Origin of the sequence: Pseudomonas sp. PAMC 26793 (assembly GCF_000313235.1) — a bacterium.
Lineage (GTDB): Bacteria > Pseudomonadota > Gammaproteobacteria > Pseudomonadales > Pseudomonadaceae > Aquipseudomonas > Aquipseudomonas yamanorum.
Genome location: NZ_AMXG01000038.1, coordinates 378,048 through 396,152, shown reverse-complemented (window position 1 = coordinate 396,152; position 18,105 = coordinate 378,048). Strand labels below are relative to the sequence as shown.

General features: G+C 61.3%; 15 protein-coding genes. 5 read left to right on the top strand and 10 right to left on the bottom strand.

The features are described from left to right. Positions 1-58 precede the first annotated feature (58 nt). Positions 59-1,336, bottom strand: coding sequence for a lipid IV(A) 3-deoxy-D-manno-octulosonic acid transferase (gene waaA, locus D109_RS0119255; RefSeq protein ID WP_017478317.1), 1,278 nt, complete (start codon positions 1,334-1,336; stop codon positions 59-61). Positions 1,337-1,359: 23 nt separating this feature from the next. Then, on the bottom strand, positions 1,360-2,250 hold the full coding sequence (locus D109_RS0119250) for a LysR family transcriptional regulator (protein WP_017478316.1): 891 nt from the start codon (positions 2,248-2,250) through the stop codon (positions 1,360-1,362). 181 nt (positions 2,251-2,431) lie between these two features. Here D109_RS0119250 and D109_RS0119245 point away from each other — a divergent pair, with 181 nt between their 5' ends. From D109_RS0119245 to D109_RS0119230, 4 genes are all read left to right on the top strand, one after another. Next, the gene (locus D109_RS0119245; RefSeq protein ID WP_003209492.1) at positions 2,432-2,767 is read left to right on the top strand and encodes a multidrug efflux SMR transporter; all 336 of its coding nucleotides are present in this window, start codon (positions 2,432-2,434) and stop codon (positions 2,765-2,767) included. Between the two features lie 69 nt (positions 2,768-2,836). After that, a complete protein-coding gene (locus tag D109_RS0119240) occupies positions 2,837-4,012 on the top strand; it encodes an FAD-binding oxidoreductase (RefSeq protein WP_017478315.1) in 1,176 nt (391 codons plus the stop codon). Further along, complete coding sequence (locus D109_RS0119235; protein WP_017478314.1) at positions 4,009-4,821, top strand: aldo/keto reductase; 813 nt, start codon at positions 4,009-4,011, stop codon at positions 4,819-4,821. Before D109_RS0119240 ends, D109_RS0119235 begins: the two co-directional genes overlap by 4 nt. A 41-nt stretch (positions 4,822-4,862) precedes the next feature. Beyond that, positions 4,863-5,831 (top strand): hypothetical protein, encoded by a 969-nt coding sequence (locus tag D109_RS0119230; protein ID WP_017478313.1) that lies wholly within the window; start codon positions 4,863-4,865, stop codon positions 5,829-5,831. Between the two features lie 133 nt (positions 5,832-5,964). On the opposite strand, the gene hldE is transcribed toward D109_RS0119230, so the two are convergent. Together hldE and msbA are read right to left on the bottom strand one after the other, a co-directional pair. Beyond that, entirely contained in the window at positions 5,965-7,386 is a 1,422-nt protein-coding gene (gene hldE, locus D109_RS0119225) for a bifunctional D-glycero-beta-D-manno-heptose-7-phosphate kinase/D-glycero-beta-D-manno-heptose 1-phosphate adenylyltransferase HldE (RefSeq protein WP_026078080.1), read from the bottom strand. A gap of 128 nt (positions 7,387-7,514) precedes the next feature. Beyond that, complete coding sequence (msbA, locus tag D109_RS0119220; protein ID WP_026078079.1) at positions 7,515-9,320, bottom strand: lipid A export permease/ATP-binding protein MsbA; 1,806 nt, start codon at positions 9,318-9,320, stop codon at positions 7,515-7,517. Positions 9,321-9,479: 159 nt separating this feature from the next. On the opposite strand from msbA, the gene D109_RS0119215 reads away from it, so the two are divergent. Next, positions 9,480-11,357: a bifunctional O-antigen ligase/aminoglycoside phosphotransferase family protein gene (locus tag D109_RS0119215; RefSeq protein ID WP_017478310.1), complete on the top strand. Its 1,878-nt coding sequence runs from the start codon at positions 9,480-9,482 to the stop codon at positions 11,355-11,357. Between the two features lie 66 nt (positions 11,358-11,423). Here D109_RS0119215 and D109_RS0119210 read toward each other — a convergent pair whose 3' ends face one another. The 6 genes from D109_RS0119210 to D109_RS0119185 all read right to left on the bottom strand — a co-directional run bounded on the left by D109_RS0119210 (position 11,424) and on the right by D109_RS0119185 (position 18,105). Next, positions 11,424-12,308, bottom strand: coding sequence for a glycosyltransferase (locus tag D109_RS0119210; RefSeq protein ID WP_017478309.1), 885 nt, complete (start codon positions 12,306-12,308; stop codon positions 11,424-11,426). Further along, a complete protein-coding gene (locus D109_RS0119205) occupies positions 12,305-13,453 on the bottom strand; it encodes a glycosyltransferase family 4 protein (RefSeq protein ID WP_017478308.1) in 1,149 nt (382 codons plus the stop codon). The genes D109_RS0119210 and D109_RS0119205 overlap by 4 nt, the downstream gene beginning before the upstream one ends. A gap of 86 nt (positions 13,454-13,539) precedes the next feature. Further along, complete coding sequence (locus tag D109_RS0119200) at positions 13,540-14,946, bottom strand: PIG-L deacetylase family protein (RefSeq protein WP_017478307.1); 1,407 nt, start codon at positions 14,944-14,946, stop codon at positions 13,540-13,542. Continuing rightward, positions 14,943-15,839 (bottom strand): GNAT family N-acetyltransferase, encoded by an 897-nt coding sequence (locus D109_RS0119195; protein ID WP_017478306.1) that lies wholly within the window; start codon positions 15,837-15,839, stop codon positions 14,943-14,945. Before D109_RS0119195 ends, D109_RS0119200 begins: the two co-directional genes overlap by 4 nt. Next, on the bottom strand, positions 15,840-17,597 hold the full coding sequence (locus D109_RS0119190) for a carbamoyltransferase (protein WP_026078078.1): 1,758 nt from the start codon (positions 17,595-17,597) through the stop codon (positions 15,840-15,842). Between the two features lie 154 nt (positions 17,598-17,751). Continuing rightward, the gene (locus D109_RS0119185; protein WP_026078077.1) at positions 17,752-18,105 is read right to left on the bottom strand and encodes a YceK/YidQ family lipoprotein; all 354 of its coding nucleotides are present in this window, start codon (positions 18,103-18,105) and stop codon (positions 17,752-17,754) included.

The window sequence follows — 18,105 nt, the reverse complement described above, 5'->3', positions numbered from 1 at the left end:
GACAACACATAACCCATGTGGGAGTTGGCTTGCCTGCTCCCACATTTGATTTATGTTGTCAGGGGTTAAGCAGTCTGCCCAACCCATTCAGCAAACGCTTCAACGCCCCCTGATTGGCGCGCATCACCGCCAGCCCCGCCTGCCCCATCTTCTGCGCGTCCTGCGGCAGCTCGAACAAGCGCTGTACCGCCACCGCCAACCCCTCGGCATCGTCCACTTCCTGCAACGCCCCGGCGTCGCGCATCATTGCGCTGATTTCCAGGAAGTTGAACACGTGGGGCCCGCAGATAACCGGCTTGGCCAAGGCCGCCGGCTCCAGTGGGTTATGCCCACCCGTGGCGACCAGGCTGCCGCCGACAAAGGCGCTGTCGGCCAAGGCATACAGGAACAGCAACTCGCCCATGGTGTCGCCCAGCAACACGGAAGTCTGCGCCGTTACCGCCTCGCCACTGGAGCGACGCACCGTAGCGAAACCCTGCTGCTGACACAGCTCGAACATCGGGTTGAAACGCTCTTGATGACGCGGCACCAGAATCAGCAAGGCATTGGGATAACTGGCGAGCAACTGGCGATGGGCGGCGAGTACCACTTCATCTTCGCCTTCGTGGGTGCTGGCGGCGATCCATACCGGGCGTTCGCTGGCATGCCATTGTTCACGCAACGCAGCAGCGCGCTCCAGCAGTTGCGGGTCGATGGTCAGGTCGAACTTGATCGAGCCGGTGACCTCGACGGTCTCGGGCCGTGCACCCAGGCTGCGAAAACGCTCGGCCTCGGTTTCGGTCTGGACGGCGAACAGGCTCATTTCCACCAGCATCGGCGCCGTCAGCTTGGCGAAACGTCCGTAACCCTTGGCCGAACGGGCCGACAAGCGCGCATTGGCCAACGCCACGGGGATCCCGCGCTTGGCGCATTGATGAATATGGTTGGGCCACAGCTCGGTCTCCATGATCACCGCCAGTTTCGGCTGCACGCGATCGAGAAAACGCTTGGCTGCACAGGGCAAATCGTACGGCAGGTAGCAATGCTGGATGCGCGGTTCGTTGGCGAACAACGCCTGGATGCGCTCGGAACCGGTGGGCGTCATGCAAGTGACGGTGATCGGCAGCTGTGGATAACGCTCCAGCAGCCCGCGAATCATCGGTGCGGCGGCGATGCTTTCGCCGACTGACACCGCGTGCACCCAGATCCCGCCAGGTTGCATCACCGGCAAGCCATAGGAAAAGCGCTCACCCACGCGCTTGGCATAAGCCGGCGCCTTGCGTGAGCGCAGCCACAGACGTAAAGCCACCAACGGCAGCGCCAGGTAAAACAGACAGCTGTAGAGAGTTCTATTCATGGCGGCGGAGTTTATCGGCTTTTTCAGTCGATCGCCTGCAAGCACTCGGCAAAACGCTCGGCGAAGAAACGCGCGGCCGGGCCAAGGGGCTCATCGCGGCGCCACACCAGTTCCACCACCAGCGCCGGCGGGGTCCACTCGCTGTTCAGTTCAACCATCTGGTTCTGGTAGGTCGGGTACTGCACCACATGCCGCGGCAACCACGCCCAACCCAGGCCGCGGGCCAGCCATTCCGCCAACACGTAGAAACTGTCGGCGCGCCATACTTGCGGGCTCGCGGCCTCGCTGCCGGGGTAAACGCTGGTCTGCGTGGACATCAACAGTTGGCGATACTGCGCCAGCCGCTGGCAATCGACGAACGCTTCCTTGGCCATGGGATGCCCGACGCCGCACACGGTGACCATTTCGACGCTGCCCACCACCCGACGCTCCAGGGCTTCGGGGATTTGGTCGTGATAGAACAGCATCCCCAGGTCCGCCTTGCGCTCCACCAGCTTGCGCGCGACATCGCCCTGGGCACTGCTGGAAAGCTGCACCTCCAGATTCGGGAATTTTCCCGCCAATCTTTCCAGGCTATTAAGCACCGGCTGATAGAGCATGGCTTCATCCTGAGCCAGGCGCAGGCAGGCTTCCTCCCCACGCATCAACGACAAGGCGCGGCCATTCAGGCGCTCGCACTGGCGCAAGACCTCTCGCGCCTCTTCGAGCAAAACCGTGCCGGCCTCGGTCAGGCGGGGCTGACGGCCACTGCTGCGATCGAACAGACACACGCCCAGGTCTGCCTCCAACAGGGCAATTCCGCTGCTGACCGCCGACTGCGCCCTGCGCTGGTCCCGCGCCGCCGCCGAAAACGAACGCTGCTCGGCGACACTGACAAACAAGCGCATTTGCTCAAGATTCCACTGCACGCTCATGGCTCAACCCATCTTTAATTCAGATAGGTAATGACTTTACCGCATCTGGTAAGTCTCTAGAATGCCGACCTTTGTAGGAGCGAGCTTGCTCGCGAAAAACCTGAGAACGCTGCGTTATCGTTGACGATTTTCGCGAGCAGGCTCGCTCCTACAGTTGAAGCCCTGTACCGAGGATTTACCCATGAACGCCGCCTACTATTACCTGGCCATTGCCATTTGCTCGGAAGTGATTGCTACCGTTTCCATGAAAGCGATCAAGGGGTTCAGCACGCCGATCCCGCTATTGCTGGTGATCGTCGGCTACGGCGTGGCCTTCTGGATGCTGACGCTGGTGGTGCGCACCGTGCCGGTGGGCGTGGCGTATGCGGTGTGGGCCGGGATGGGCATTGTGATGGTCAGCATCGCCGCACTGTTTATCTATGGGCAGAAGCTGGATATCCCGGCGATGCTGGGGATGGGCCTGATTGTGCTTGGGGTGGTGGTGATTCAGTTGTTCTCGAAAACGGCCGGGCACTGATCACCGACAAATCGCCACCGCTCTGTGCCTGTATACTGCGCCTCTTGTCTTGAACACTGAGGTCGCTGCATGCCATCCGTTATTTCCACCGACGTTCTGATTGTCGGCGCCGGAGTTGCCGGCCTCTGGCTCAATGCGCGCCTGCGCCGCCAGGGCTTTTCCACGGTACTGGTAGAAAGCGCCACCCTCGGCGGCGGGCAAAGCGTGAAGTCCCAGGGGATCATCCACGGCGGTGCGAAATACGCACTGCATGGCGCCCTGACCGGCGCCTCCGAAGCCATCGCCGACATGCCCCGCCGCTGGCGCGAAGCCCTGGCAGGCAACGGTGAACTGGATCTTTCCGGTGTGCGCCTATTGTCCGAAGCCCACTATTTGTGGTCGCCGGGCACCATCGCCGGCAACCTCACCAGCTTCTTCGCCAGCAAGGCCGTGCGCGGCCGCGTGGATCAAGTGAAGGGCGATGACCTGCCACCGGCCCTGCAAGACCGCCGCTTCAAGGGCAAGGTCTACCGCCTGGCCGAACTGGTGATCGACGTCCCGAGCCTGATCGAGCGCCTGGCGCAACTGGCCGGTGACGGCTTGCTCGCCGGGGAGAAGATCGAACCGTTAATGGAAGACGGCACCCTGGCAGGCCTGAAGGTCGATGGCCGCGAGATCCGCGCCCAACGTATCGTCCTCAGCGCCGGTGGCGGCACCGCGGATTTGCTCAGCGCCCTGGGCCTGAGCCAACCCGCCATGCAACGCCGGCCGCTGCACATGATCATCGCCAAGGGCCCCGGCCTGAAGCCGCTCTATGCCCATTGCCTGGGTGGCGGCACCAAGCCACGCATCACCGTGACCACGCACCCCGCCGCCGATGGCAATTGGGTGTGGTACCTGGGCGGTGATATCGCCGAGGCCGAAGGTGTGGCCCGTACCCCGGAACAGCAGATCGCCACCGCACAAAAGGAGTTGGCGCAGTTGCTGCCCTGGATCGACATGAGCCAAACCCAATGGGCGACCCTGCGCGTGGACCGCGCCGAACCGTTGCAGTCTGGCCTGACCCGCCCGGACAACGCCTTCCTCGCCGAACAGGATCGCCTGCTGGTGGGCTGGCCGACCAAGCTGGCATTGGCGCCGGACTTCGCTGACCGTGTGATCAACGCACTGGAACGTGACGGCATCAAGCCAAGTGCCACGCAAATGCTCCCCGACCTGCCAAAGCCCGCCATCGCCCAACCTGCCTGGGAGCAACTGCTGCCATGACCCTGCCGACCCTGCATGACCTTCATCGCCCGTTGGGCAGTACCGGCCTGCTGGTTTCGCCGCTGGGTTTGGGCACCGTCAAGCTGGGCCGTGACCAAGGGGTGAAATACCCCAACGGTTTCCAGATTCCTGATGACGATGCCGCGCGGATGCTGCTGCGCCAGGCCCGGCAATTGGGCATCAACCTGATCGACACGGCGCCCGCTTATGGCCGCAGCGAAGAACGCCTGGGCCCGCTGTTGCGCGGCCAGCGCCAGGAATGGGTGATCGTCAGCAAGGTGGGTGAGGAGTTCGCCGAGGGCGTGTCCCATCACGATTTCAGCGCGGCCCATACCCGGCTTTCAGTGGAGCGCAGTCTGAAACGACTTGAAACGGACTTTATCGACCTGGTGCTGGTGCACTCCGACGGCAACGACCTGCACATCCTCAACGACTGCGAGGTTTACCAGACCCTGGCGGACCTCAAGCGTGAGGGCAAGATCCGTGGTTTCGGCTTCTCCGGCAAAACCGTCGAGGGCGGCGTAAAGTCTCTGGAACAAGGCGATTGCGCCATGGTCACCTACAATCTGAACGAACAGGCCGAAAAAGCCGTCATTGATTATGCGGCCGCCCACGGCAAAGGCATCCTGGTGAAAAAGGCACTAGCCAGTGGCCATGTCTGCCTGGAATCAGGAGTGGATCCAATTTACGCCAGTTTCATGTTGTTGTTTGCGCAAACCGGCGTCGCCAGTGCTATTGTCGGGACCATTAATCCGCTGCACCTCGCCCATAACGTAGCGACCGCTGCCAAGGTCATTCGCCAACTCTGATGCCGCCGACGCGGCCGACCCCGACGCAAGAAGGAGCCGACATGGCGCGAACGCTCATTAGAAAAAACCCGAGTAACTTTAAAACACTGCCGCTGCATGTCGAAGCCACGCCCGAAGGCTTGAGTTACCAGAGCGTCGGCATGCCGCTCAACTTCGCCCAGACCCTGCAACGGCGCAAGCCGGTGGAGGTGAAAGACACTGAGCGTTTCGTGCTGGAGCTGGCCAACCTTGGTGTCTCGGTGCGCCTGACGCTGCATTGGCAGAACCGTGATTACTGGGTGCTGGTGCGCCAGCGTCGGCAAGACCGTGGCGACGTTGTGCTCAAGCTGATCTCCGGTTATGTGCCGGCCCACGAACTGAACCTGCCACTGCACACCGCCATCCAGGAAATCGCCGAGGAATGCCTGCTGGAAACCCCGGAAGGCTGGCTGGGAGGGCGCTTCAACGACACGTGGCTGCCCGCCCCCTACTCATCCGCCCTGCACTACCGCGAAGCGTTGCCGTTTCGCCTCTCACCGCTGTCCGGGGCCGCGCGCCCGGTGCGCTGCGCCACCCTGCAGTTGATTGAACGGCCACGGGCTTACGTGCACCTGCCGACGGCTTCGCTGCAGTTGATTTATGACTTGCGCCTGGAAGTGCCCAAGGAAGCAAAGTCCCTGAGCCTGTTTCATGTGGACGAGCGCCTGGAGGGTGACCAACTGGTGGCCCGCCTGGACCGGCAACGCCCGGACCTGTACCTGATGCCGCTCAAAGACGGACAGCCATGTGCAGAGCTGTATACTTTGAAGAAGGATCAGCTGTATCCGGCGAGTACGCGAGGGTTGTATCTGGCAGAGAGCTTTGCCCAACAGGAAGGCTGGGTGGTGCGTGACGAGCGGATCCGCTGGAAGGATTGGCTACGCCAGCAAGGATTGAGTGCGCCAGAGAAAGAGTCGAAATTGAAGCGTTTGACGGGTAAGGCGCGGCAGATCTTGCGCAAGATCGTGCCGAAGAAAAAAGCCAACCCGTAACCGGACGCCAGGTCGCGGCAGTCAAATGTGGGAGCGGGCTTGCTCGCGAATGCGGTGTGTCAGTCACCGCATCTGCCCGCTGATCCACCGCTTTCGCGAGCAAGCCCGCTCCCACACAAGCCCGCCCCCACAATCAGTTACTGCGGATTTTTTCCACAATCGCGGTGGTCGAGCTGTTTTCCACCAGCCCCAGCACTTTGACCTTGCCACCGTAGGCACTGACGATATCGGCCCCCACCACCTGGTCGACCGAATAATCACCGCCCTTGACCAGCACGTCCGGCTTGACCTGAGCCAACAGGTTTTCCGGCGTCCCCTCGGCAAAGCTGATCACCCAGTCCACCGCCCCCAAGCCAGCCAGTACCGCCATGCGACGGTCGACACTGTTGATTGGGCGACCAGGCCCTTTCAGGCGGCTGACCGACGCATCGTCGTTGACCGCCACGATCAAGCGATCGCCTTGGGCCCGCGCCTGCTCCAGGTACGTCACGTGACCGGCGTGGAGGATGTCGAAGCAACCATTGGTGAAGACTATGCTCTCTTTATGGGCGCGGGCATCGTCAATTGCCAACAGCAGTTGTTCGATACTCAACACACCCCGCTCCGAACCCTCGGAACGCTGGATGGCGCGGCGTAGCTCAGGTGCGCTGATGGCAGCCGTACCCAGTTTGCCAACCACAATGCCCGCTGCAAGATTGGCCAGGGCCACTGCGTGGGGCAACTCTTCACCGGCGGCAATGGAGGCCGCCAGGGTGGAAATCACCGTGTCGCCGGCACCGGTCACGTCGAACACTTCACGGGCTCGCGCTGGCAGGTGCATCGCAGGGTGATCAGGGCGCAGCAAGGTCATGCCGTGTTCGCCACGGGTCACCAGCAGGGCGCCCAGGTCGAGGTCGGCCATGAGTTTGGCACCCTTGGTCACCAACTCGTGCTCATCGACGCAACCGCCGACGATGGTTTCAAATTCGCTGAGGTTCGGCGTGATCAGGCTCGCGCCCCGATAAATCGAGAAGTCCTTGCCCTTGGGATCCGCCAGTACCGGAATGCCCCGGGCCTTGGCGGCCTGGATCAGCATCTGGTGGTTTCTCAAGGCGCCTTTGCCGTAGTCGGACAGCACCAGCACCTTGATACCTTCGAGCAACTCGTCAACCTGGGCGCTTAGGGCCAGGGCGTCGGTGGCGAAGGGTTCTTCAAAATCGATACGCAGCAATTGCTGGTGCCGGCTCATGACCCGCAGCTTGACGATGGTCGGCTGGTGGGGAATGCGCTGGAACAACGCACGCACACCAGCACCCCGCAGGCTGTTGGCCAGGCTGTCGGCGGCTTCATCGTCGCCGGTCACACCCACGAGGGAGGCCGGGGCGCCGAGCGCGGCAATATTGAGGGCAACGTTGGCAGCGCCACCTGGACGGTCTTCGATTTGCTCGACCTTGACTACCGGTACCGGTGCCTCAGGGGAAATCCGTGAGGTACCGCCATGCCAGTAACGGTCGAGCATGACATCGCCGACCACCAAGACAGGGGCTTGATCGAATCGCGGCATGGACAACTTCATGGAGCAACCCACATACAAAATGAACAGGGGCGCGATATTACCACAGGGTTGTCAAAGGCTTGTCGGGGTGTGCAGAGAAGATGTTGCGAGGGCAATGGAGTGAGGCGCAAGCCCCTCACTCCGGCACATCAGGTGATGTCGGCCGGGATCGGCGCGTCCAGGCCCATGGCGTGCAGGCGGGCGTAATAACCGTTTTGCGCCAGCAGTTCGCCGTGGGTACCGCGCTCGACAATCCGGCCATCGTCCATGACTAGGATCAGGTCGGCCTTCTCGATGGTCGACAGGCGGTGGGCGATCACCAGGGTCGTGCGGCCTTGCATGACCTTGTCCAGGGCCGCCTGGATATGGCGCTCCGACTCGGTATCCAGCGCCGAGGTCGCCTCGTCGAGGATCAGCAATGGCGCGTTCTTGAGCAGGGCCCGGGCAATGGCCAGGCGCTGGCGTTGGCCACCGGACAGCAGCACGCCGTTTTCGCCGACTTGGGTATCGAAACCTTTGGGCAACTGGTCGATGAAGTCCTTGGCATAGGCATCGGCCGCCGCCGCCTCGACATCGGCCCGCGGTGCACCGGCCAGGTCACCGTAGGCGATGTTGTTGGTCACGGTGTCGCTGAACAGGGTCACGTGCTGGGTCACCTGGGCGATGTGCCGACGCAGGTTGAGCAGGCGATAGTCTTCGATTTCCACACCATCCAGCAGGATCTCACCGCTCTCGTGGTGGTAGAAACGCGGGATCAGGCTGGCCAGGGTCGACTTGCCGCTGCCCGAACGGCCCACCAGGGCCACCATCTGCCCAGGCTCTGCGGTAAAGGTAATGTCCTTGAGGACATGGCGATCGGTGCCCGGGTAGGTGAAGTTCAGGTTGCGCACTTCCAGGCGGCCGCTGACCTTGTCGCGCTCGATGGTACCGCGATCGATTTCCACATCTTCGTCCAACTGCTCGAAAATGCTTTCGGCACCGGCCACGCCTTTCTGGATGGTCGAGCTGACTTCAGAGAGCTGGCGAATCGGCTTGGGCAACAGGCCGGCCAACGTGATGTAGGCCACCATGTCACCTGCGGAAGCATCGCCGCGAAGGTACAGAACCAGGAACATCAGCACCGCCATGGCGCTGTAGATCACCAGTTGCAGCGCCGGCGTGTAGATCGCGCCGGTACGGGTCATGCGCAGTTGCTTGTTGGTGTTGCTCAGGCTGGCCTTGAGGAAGCGCTTCTGCTCATACACCTCACCGCCGAAGCTGCGCACCACGCGGTAGCCCTGGATGGTTTCCGAGGCGACGTGGGTGACGTCACCCATGGCAACCTGGATCTTCTTGCTCTGCTTGCGGAATTTCTTGCTCGCGGTGCTGACCATCACGGCAATCAACGGCAGGATGGCAATCATCACCAGGGTCAGGCGCCAGTTCATATACAGCAGCGAGGCGAACAGGAAGATCACCGTCATGCCTTCGCGAATCACCACCTTGATGGCATCGGTCGCCGCACCGGTGACCATGGTCACGTTGAAGGTGATGCGGGAAATCAGGTGCCCGGAGTTGTGATTGTCGAAATAGCGATTCGGCAAGGTCAGCAGGTTGTTGAACAGCTGCACCCGCAAATCATGCACCAGGCCCAGGGAAACCTTGGCCAGCAGGTAGTTGCCCAGGAACGAGCCGAGACCCTGCCACGCGGCGATCAGGATGATCAGCAGCGGCACGGCCTGCAGCAGTTGCAAGTCCCGCAGGACAGGGACCGTGGGGAACAACACCGCTTCAGGGTTGGACAGGCCGTCGACAAAGTACTTGAGGATGTAGCCCAGCATCGGCTGGGTCGACGCGAAAATCAGAAAGCCGACGATACTCAGCGCGAACAAGCCAGCATAGGGCTTAACGTAGCTGAGCAGACGGAAGTATATTTTCAAGCTCGAAGGGCTTGCGCTCGGACTGGAGTCGGTCATATCACGCGGCGGTTTTGAAAAAGGAGGCTGACTTTAGCACAGCTTCTCTGTTGTACTTGCACGCGGCACAACCGCGGCCCCGTTGGATCCTACGGGCGACATTATATAGCCACTACTTTAGTATGGTCGGCTTTCTTTATTCTGGAACGGCTTTTCTGTATGCAATCCAAGCGCCTTACCTATGGCTCAAACCGCGTTTTCGACTTCCTCTGTCTGTGGATTCTGCCCATCGGCTTGTTGCTGCTCCTGAGTGCGCTATTCTTCGTTACCAATCGAAATGTGCTGCACAGGTTCTACTACCTGCTGTTCGCCGCGCCGACACTGTTGCTGCTGTGCCTGCGCCCGACGGAACTCAAGCAGGTATTGCGCGAGCCCCTGGCGATTGCCTTCCTGGTTTTCTCGGGCTGGGCGCTCACCAGCCTGCTCTGGAGCCCTGAGGCCACGACAGACTCCGACCTGTTCAAGCGGCCACCGAATACCTTCACGTTGTTTGCCGGTTTAGGACTGTTACTGCATTACCGCAATGAACTGTTCAAGCCGATCTTCTTCTGCGCCGCGCTGATTGCGCTGGTCTCCAGCGCCTGCAGCCTGGTGGCTTTTGCTCCCCACATCTCGGATGGCTCGCGAATGATCGGCGGGCGTGGGGCTCTTGATAATGCGCTACTGAGCTCTCACGTATTCGGATTCTTCTGTGTTTACTGGCTGTACGTATGCATGACCACCCAGCGTGCGCACGTACTCTGGTTCAGCGTTCCGGCACTGGCAATCATGGCCGCTGCAGTGCTGGCCACCGGCTCGAGAACGCCATTGGTTGCCCTGGTTCTCGCCATACTCTGGATGAGTTTCACCACTCGCAATCGGCGCTCGGCCCTGCTGATCGCCGGCATGGGGCTGAGCGCGGTGGCGTTATTGCTGTTCTATCCCGAACTGATCACCAATCGTGGCAGTTCCTTCCGCTTCGAACTCTGGGGTATGTCGCTTGAGCGTATCGCCGAACACCCCTGGATCGGCCACAGCTACGATTCAGAGCTGTACCTGACGCTTGCCGACGGCTATCAGTTGCGCGAGCCCCACAGCTTTGCCCTCGGTGTGCTGTATTACGTCGGCATCATCGGCTTCATCCCGTGGATCTTCATGCTCGGCTGGGGCCTGTACAAAAGCCTCAAGGAACGTGCGCAGCCGTTGTTCATCCTGGCCTCCTCCCTGCTGGCCTACGGCATCGGTGCCGGCCTGACCGAAGGCGGCGGCATTCTCTCGCGGCCAAAAGAACACTGGTTCCTGCTATGGATCCCGCTGGCGCTGATCGCCGGCCTGAGCATCGCCCAGCGTCGCCGCAGCCTGCTGCGCATGCCGGTTCAACGCCTGAAACCTCAAGACTTCGAACAGCTGTGCGCCAACGCCCACGTGATTGAAGCCGATGGCCTGGGGCCCAAGGTCCTGCGCCTGGAGGATGGCAGCTTCCTCAAGCTGTTCCGCCCTCGTCGCTGGTACACCTCGGGCAGCTTCAATCCCTATTCGGAGCGCTTTGCCAGCAACAGTGAGCAACTGCGTGCATTGGGGATTCCATCACCGGTCATCCTCAATCTCTACCAGTTAAAGGATGCCAGCAGCGCCGTACGTTATCAGCCGCTGCCCGGCCTGACCCTGCGCCAGGCCCTGCAAAGCCTGGACAGCAGCCTGCGGGAGTCGTTGATTGAGCGTTTCGGCCGGTTCATGGCCCAGCTCCACGAGCGCGGCGTGTACTTCCGCTCCCTGCATCTGGGTAACGTGCTGTTGATGGATGACGGCGAGTTCGGCCTGATTGACGTGGCCGACATGCGCATCTACCCGTCAGCCCTGCGTAACGCCCTGCGCCAGCGCAACCTGCGGCACATGCAGCGTTATCCCCAGGATCGCAACTGGTTGTTCGAAACCCATTTCGAGCAATTGGCCAAGGGCTATGCCTCGGTGGCCTCGCCAAGCGCCACGGCGAAGATTCGTGAACAGGTGCTGAAGCTCAACAGTCCGGCCGCGCAGGTCACGAGCCCGGCCAAGTGATGGTGTGAACCGCTGAGGTTCCAAGCCCCTGGCCATTGCGGTGTACGCAATGGCCAGGCCGAAGCCCTATGAGCTGCGCTGCGGCGCCAGATACAGCCGCACCAACCCACGCAAGGTCTTGCGACCCCAGAACTTCAAAGGAATCTGCTTGAGGATCTCCCGCGCCAGCGGGCGGTCGCGGTCGGCGGTCTTGAGGAACATCGAGTTCAGGAAGTTGTAGCGAACCTGATCATAGGCCGGGTGATCGCTGAACAGCCCGTAGGTCTTGAGGATGTTCTGGATCATGTAGCGATGATTCTTGTACGTATTGGTCGCGTGCTGGCGATAGCGCGCCATCACCACGTTCAACACGTCGATGGTGTAGCCGGCGTGGGCAATCTTCAATTCGATCAGTAAGTCTTCCAGCGGAATCAGTGGGTCGAAACCCCCGACCTCTTCCAGCGCCTGCCGACGGATCATCAGGGTCGGTGCCGGCGGAAACGGCTTGCGGTCCAGGAACAGGTCATCGAAGTCCAGGCTGCGAAACGGCAAATCGCGGCGCTGCTTCTTCTCCGGGTACGGTTTGCCGTCACCATCAATCAACTCGATATTGCCGGCACAGATGCCCACCTTCGGCTTGCCTTCCATGTAGGCAACCTGGGTCGCAATGCGCTCGGGCAACATGATGTCATCGGAACCGAACGGCGCAATCAGGCTGCCTTTGGCGCGGGCGATGGCGCCGTTAAGGGTATTGGTCAGGCCCTGGTTCTGCTGAACCTGGAAGTCAAACCCGTGCTCGGCCTGCAAACGCTGGATGCGCTCCACGCTGTCGTCCTTGGAGCCATCGTCCACCACCAGCAACTCGATGTTGGGATAGGTCTGGCCGAGCACACTGAGGATACTCTGCTCGATATACGGGCCATGGTTGTAGGAGGCGATGATCACAGTGACCAGGGGTTGCTGCAGACTCATGCTTTACCTACTTCACGCAGACCGGTTTCGATCAGGTTCAAATACTTGTGCCGGAACTCGTCCAGGGTGTGGTTTTCTTCCAGGTAGCGGAACACTTGCTCGCCCTTGGCACGCAACTGCTCGTCGCTCAACGCCAGGTAAGTGTCCAGCGCCGCCGCCAGTTGCTCGACGTTGCCCGGGTCATGGGACAGCCCGCCTGCACCTTCCACCAACGGCAACATCGCCGGGCCGTTGGAGGCGATGACCGGCAAATGGCCGCTCATGCCTTCCAGCAGCGCCAGGCCCAGGCCTTCGAACAGCGAGGGCATGGTCCAGATGTCGAAACCGCGCACGTACTTCATGCCATCTTCACGAAAGCCCAGTAGGTGCGCACGGCCGGTCAGGCCCAGACGCTCGATGTCGGCACGCAGGTCCGCTTCGGCGCGGCCAGAGCCGATGATACCCACCTGAGCCTCAGGGTATTTGTCCTTGAGGGTGGCGAAGGCTTGCAGCAAATGAGTGTGGCCCTTGATCGGCACCAGGCGGCCCAGGGCGCCAATCATCCGCGCATCCAGCGGCAGGCCCAGGGCCTTGCGCGCTTCATCCCGTGGCAACTGCAAGGATTCGGCCTGGGGGATGTCGATGGCATTGGTGACGAAGGTGGTGTTTTCACGGGTGAACCCACAGTTGAGGTCCACCAGGTAATCCCTGACCGCGGCCGACACCCCGACAAATCGCCACGCCGGGCTGACCCACTTCTGGGTCTGGCGCCGGCGATAGCCACGGGCGTACTCGCCAAAACCGTGGGAGATGCCGATGCACAGGGGAATCTTCAACCAGCGGTTGAGGGACAGCATCATGTTCACCGACTTGAAGCGGTTACAGATGACCACGTCGAATTTCTGCTCGCGGCAATATTTGTAGATCTGCCACATGGCGCCGAAACGGATGCCCTTGAGGGACTTTTCCGGCAGCTCGAAGTAATGGGAGTGTTCAGCCACGCTCAGGGGCTGGCCGGGCAGCGGGCGGCCGCTGAGGAACCCGGATGTGACCTCGAAACGTTCAGCCGGCAAGGCCTTGACGATCTGCTCGCCGAGGTCGGCGAAGTCGTGGGTCTTGACGTTGTAGTCCGGCTGTAACTGCAAAACCTTGAAACGAGGTTTCATAACTCTCCATGCTGCAATCTGGCTGCGGGCACGCAGCCCGGCAAAAAAAGGGCGGCAGGCGCTGCAAGCCTGCCTTCAATAAGGTCTCAGTCCTGCTTTAAAACCCAGAGCAATTCATGGCGGCGCACCGCCTTACGGAAGAATTCATTCTCTCCATAAGGCGATGGACTACGGCCAGCCAATAATTGCTGCAACCACCTGCGCACACGTCGCTTGAACGGCGCCCGCGGCTGCAAGTCGTGCATCATGCCCAGGGCCATGGCCTTGTCCTGCTGCTGGCTCAACGTCAGCGGCAAGCTGCAAGGCACCAGTTCAAGCGCAGCATCAAAACGCGGCGGCAAGGCCACGCCCGCGCCCGAGTCGCCCATGGGCCAACGATCATTATCATGCAGGTGGTTGGCGTAGCCGAGCAATGTGCCCGGCTGCCACTCCAGGCCTTGCAGGGCCTCAAGGATCGCGGCGTGGGCGCAGATGTGATCCGGGTGCGGATCCAGCAGCGGCGTTGGCAACACGATCACCTGCGGGCGCGCCTTGAGCAGCAACGCCCGCAGGTCGGCAATCAGGTTGTTCCAGGTCGGGGCACCGTCCACATCCCCGGGCAAGGCCAGGGCATTGAACTGGCGAAACAGCCGCGTATCGTCCAACTGGGCTTCCCGGGAAGCCTGGGGCTGATCCGGCGCGGCCTGCATCGCCGGCAGTTGCATGCAGAAGTAGCCCAACTGCACGCACTGCGCCTCGGGAACGCCCGCCCAGCGAGGCACGGTGACGCTGTCCCAGGCACGCAGGCGGCCTTTGAGGCGTGCGGCATCGGCCTTGGGCATACCCATTTGCTGATAGTGATCGGCTTCGATTTCGCCCGCTGTAAGGGTGACGATCCAGCTCTCATCGGCCTGGCTGTAAAGGCTGAAGGCAGCCAGTTCGGCATCGTCGGCATGGGGCGCAATGACCATCACGCGCTGGCGACGGTAATCTGGCTGGCGGAACAACCACAGCGTCGGCTGCCCCTTGATGCGGCAGAAGCGCCCGCGCAAGCGCAGCTTACCGCTGGCCAGCGCTTCGCCCATGCCTGTCAGGTTGAGGTAGCGCCGCCCTGCAACACCCCGCTCGAAGACTTGCCGGTCTGGTACATCCAGGCCCGATAACTCCACCGCAGGATCGAAAAAACGCCCAAGCCACGAGCTATTGAGCTCAACCCCAACGATCAGGGTTTCATCCCCCACCAGGGGCGTGTCCAACAGCAGGCGCCCGCCTTCAAGACGCAGGCCCGCGCACTCGCTCCCGTCAGGAAACGCGTATTCATAGTCGTCTTTAGGCGAGTAGAACAGATGGTCGGCAAACCAGGCTTCATGCGCCGCCCACAACACCACGGCCAGCACCAGCGGCAACCACCAGGCCACCAGCACACCGACGGCCACCAGCAGCAACAGGCCCACCAACAACGCAATACGCTTGTTGCGGCGATGCTGTTTGAGCAGTTGCTGTTTGCGACTCATACGCTGAACACCGGCACCGGGTTGCACCAGCGCTCCTTGTATTCACGATCGGAACGCCCGAAGGAAAAACGCAGCGGCTTGTCGCTCGCCCGCGCTTGCTCCCAGGCACTTTGAGTATTCAGGAAACTCAGCACGCTGCCAGGACTGAATGCCTTGGTTTCAGGGTCGACACCACCGTTGACATACTCGGCACTGACCCACTCCGGGGCCTGCACCTGATACACCAGTTGTACGGCAATCGCAGCGTCATTGAGAAACAGCACCGAGCCGAACAGGAACTCCTTGAGCAGCTCCAGCACTTCGGCCAGACGCTCGGCCCCTGCGGCCGGGAAACCCCAGCGCCGCTGGAACAGGTCGCAGTAAATCGCCGCCAGTTCGCTGCTGGAAAACTCGCCGACCGCCCGCACCACGCCGCCCGCCTCTTCCAGTAAACGCAGTTCGCGGCGCTGGTTGTAGCGAAACTTCTTCGACAGCTCTTCCGGTGTGCGCGCCATGGCCAACTGCTCGGCCTGGGGCTTGAGGGTGCTTACGCGCCCCTCATTCAGTGCAGAGAGATAACGCGCGCGATGGCGCAACGGCACCTGCGCATCGGCGGCAATCGGCAGGATGATCTCGGCGTTACCCAGATCAAACAGGCCTTTTTTGCCTTTGCGCTTGAGCACGTCCTTGGACAGGGCCAGGTCGCGCCCCCAGGTAGCAATTGCACCTTTGAGCTCGCCGTCCTGCTCCCAGCCCAGGTAACGCACCGGAATCTGCGCCAGGTGCGCCAGCCGCTCGACGATCTGCGGATGGGTTGCCACGCTGCCACCAAAACGCTGCCAGGCCTGGGCGTAAACCTCGGCCTCGACAGGCGTCCAGCCACGTTCACGCCAGCCCTGGAAGCGGTTCAGCATTTAGACCACAGCGTCATAAGGGTCCACGCCGTCCTTGACCACCAGGATGTCTTCCATGATCAAGTACTGCAGGTCGGAACCGAAGAACATGTTCAGCGCATCAGTCGGCGAGCAGATCATCGCTTCACCACGACGGTTGAGCGAGGTGTTCAGCGACACGCCGTTGCCGGTCAGCACTTCCAGCTCTTTCATCATGTCGTAGTAGCGCGGGTTGTATTCGCGCTTGAGCACCTGGGCACGGGAGGTTCCATCTTCATGGACCACTTCCGGCACGCGGGTTTTCCACTCTTCCGACACTTCGAAGGTGAAGGTCATGAACGGCGCCGGATGGTCGACCTTGATCATCTGTGGCGCGACGGTGTCGAGCATCGACGGGCAGAAAGGCCTCCAACGCTCGCGGAACTTGATCTGGTGGTTGATCCGGTCAGCCACGCCGGTGGCGCTTGGGCAACCGATGATCGAACGACCGCCCAAGGCACGCGGGCCAAACTCCATGCGGCCCTGGAACCAGGCCACCGGGTTGCCGTCGACCATGATCTTGGCGATGCGCTTGGGCATGTTTTCGATCTTGCGCCAGACCGGCTTGCTCTCGTGCTTGGCGCACGCGGCGATCACGTCTTCGTTGCTGTAGGACGGGCCGAGATAGACGTGTTCCATCTTCTCCACCGGTACACCACGGGCGTGGGAAACGTAGGCGGCTGCACCGACCGCGGTGCCAGCATCGCCGGACGCCGGCTGCACGAACAGTTCCTTGACGTCGTCACGGGCAATGATCTTCTGGTTCAGCTTGACGTTCAGCGCACAGCCGCCGGCGAAGGCCAGCTTGCCGGTGTCTTTGAGGATGTCGCCCAGGTAATGGTCGATCATCTGCAACGCCAGCTTCTCGAACAGCGCCTGCATGCTGGCCGCGTAGTGGATGTACGGCTCGTCGGCGATGTCGCCTTCGCGCTTCGGCCCCAGCCACTCGATCAGCTTCGGCGAGAAGTAGAACCCCTTGCCCTTCTCTTTGTAGCGGCGCAGGCCGATGACGTTGGCGTAGTCGGTGTTGATCACCAGCTCGCCGTTCTCAAAGGAGGCCAGGCGCGAGAAATCGTACTTGCTGGCATCGCCATACGGCGCCATGCCCATGACCTTGAACTCACCGTCGAGCATCTCGAAACCGAGGAACTCGGTGATCGCGCCATACAGGCCGCCGAGGGAGTCCGGATCGTAGAATTCCTTGATCTTGTGGATCTTGCCGTTTTCGCCGTAGCCGAAGAAGGTGGTGGCGTACTCGCCCTTGCCGTCGATCCCGAGGATCGCGGTCTTCTCCTGGAAACCCGAGCAGTGGTAGGCGCTGGAGGCGTGGGCCAGGTGGTGCTCAACCGGTTCGATATTGATTTTCTTCGGATCGAAGCCCAGTTGCTCCAGGCACCAGACGATCTTGTTGCGATAGCGCTTGTAGCGACGGTTGCCCATCAGGATCGCGTCGAGGGCGCGGTCCGGGGCGTACCAGTAACGTTTGGCATAGTGCCAGCGGGCCTCGCCGAACAGGCTGATCGGTGCGAACGGAATCGCAACCACGTCAACGTCGGAAGGCTTGATACCGGCTTGTTCCAGGCAGAACTTCGCCGACTCGTAGGGCATGCGGTTCTTTGCATGTTTGTCGCGTACGAAGCGCTCTTCTTCGGCGGCCGCAATCAGCTTGCCGTCGATATACAAGGCTGCGGAAGGATCATGGCTAAGGGCGCCGGACAGGCCAAGAATCGTCAATGCCACAGGGGTCTAGCCTCTTTTAGTCTGCATGCAGGCGCGTCACGCCTGAAAAAAGTGTGCTTCTCGCCTGGGGGAGAAACAGCTAAAGGGCGGGATTATAGCGTAAACACGCCACGGGATGATCTAGGGATTGTGGCGACCGGTTGTCACTGCGGGCCTAACGGAATATCTCGATGCTGCCGTCCCTGTTCTGGCGGTAGACCGTGTAGGGCAGCACGAGGGTGTCGAGCAAGCCGGAGCCCACGAGCTCGGCGGCGAAGATCGGCAAGGAGCCAGAGGCATCGCGCGTGTGCTCTTTGGTGGTGTCGGGGGCGCCGTTCAATGTGCAAAAACCGTAGATCACCCCACTGTAGATACGCGGCACGTTTTCACAATAACTGCGCGATTCCTTGAGGTTCTGGCTGGCAACGGCGTCCGGGCGAAACACCGTGTTGATGGTGCCGCAACCGGCGGTGGATACCAGTACCGCGGCGAGAAGAAATTTGGTCGCAAGACTCACGGACAACTCCAT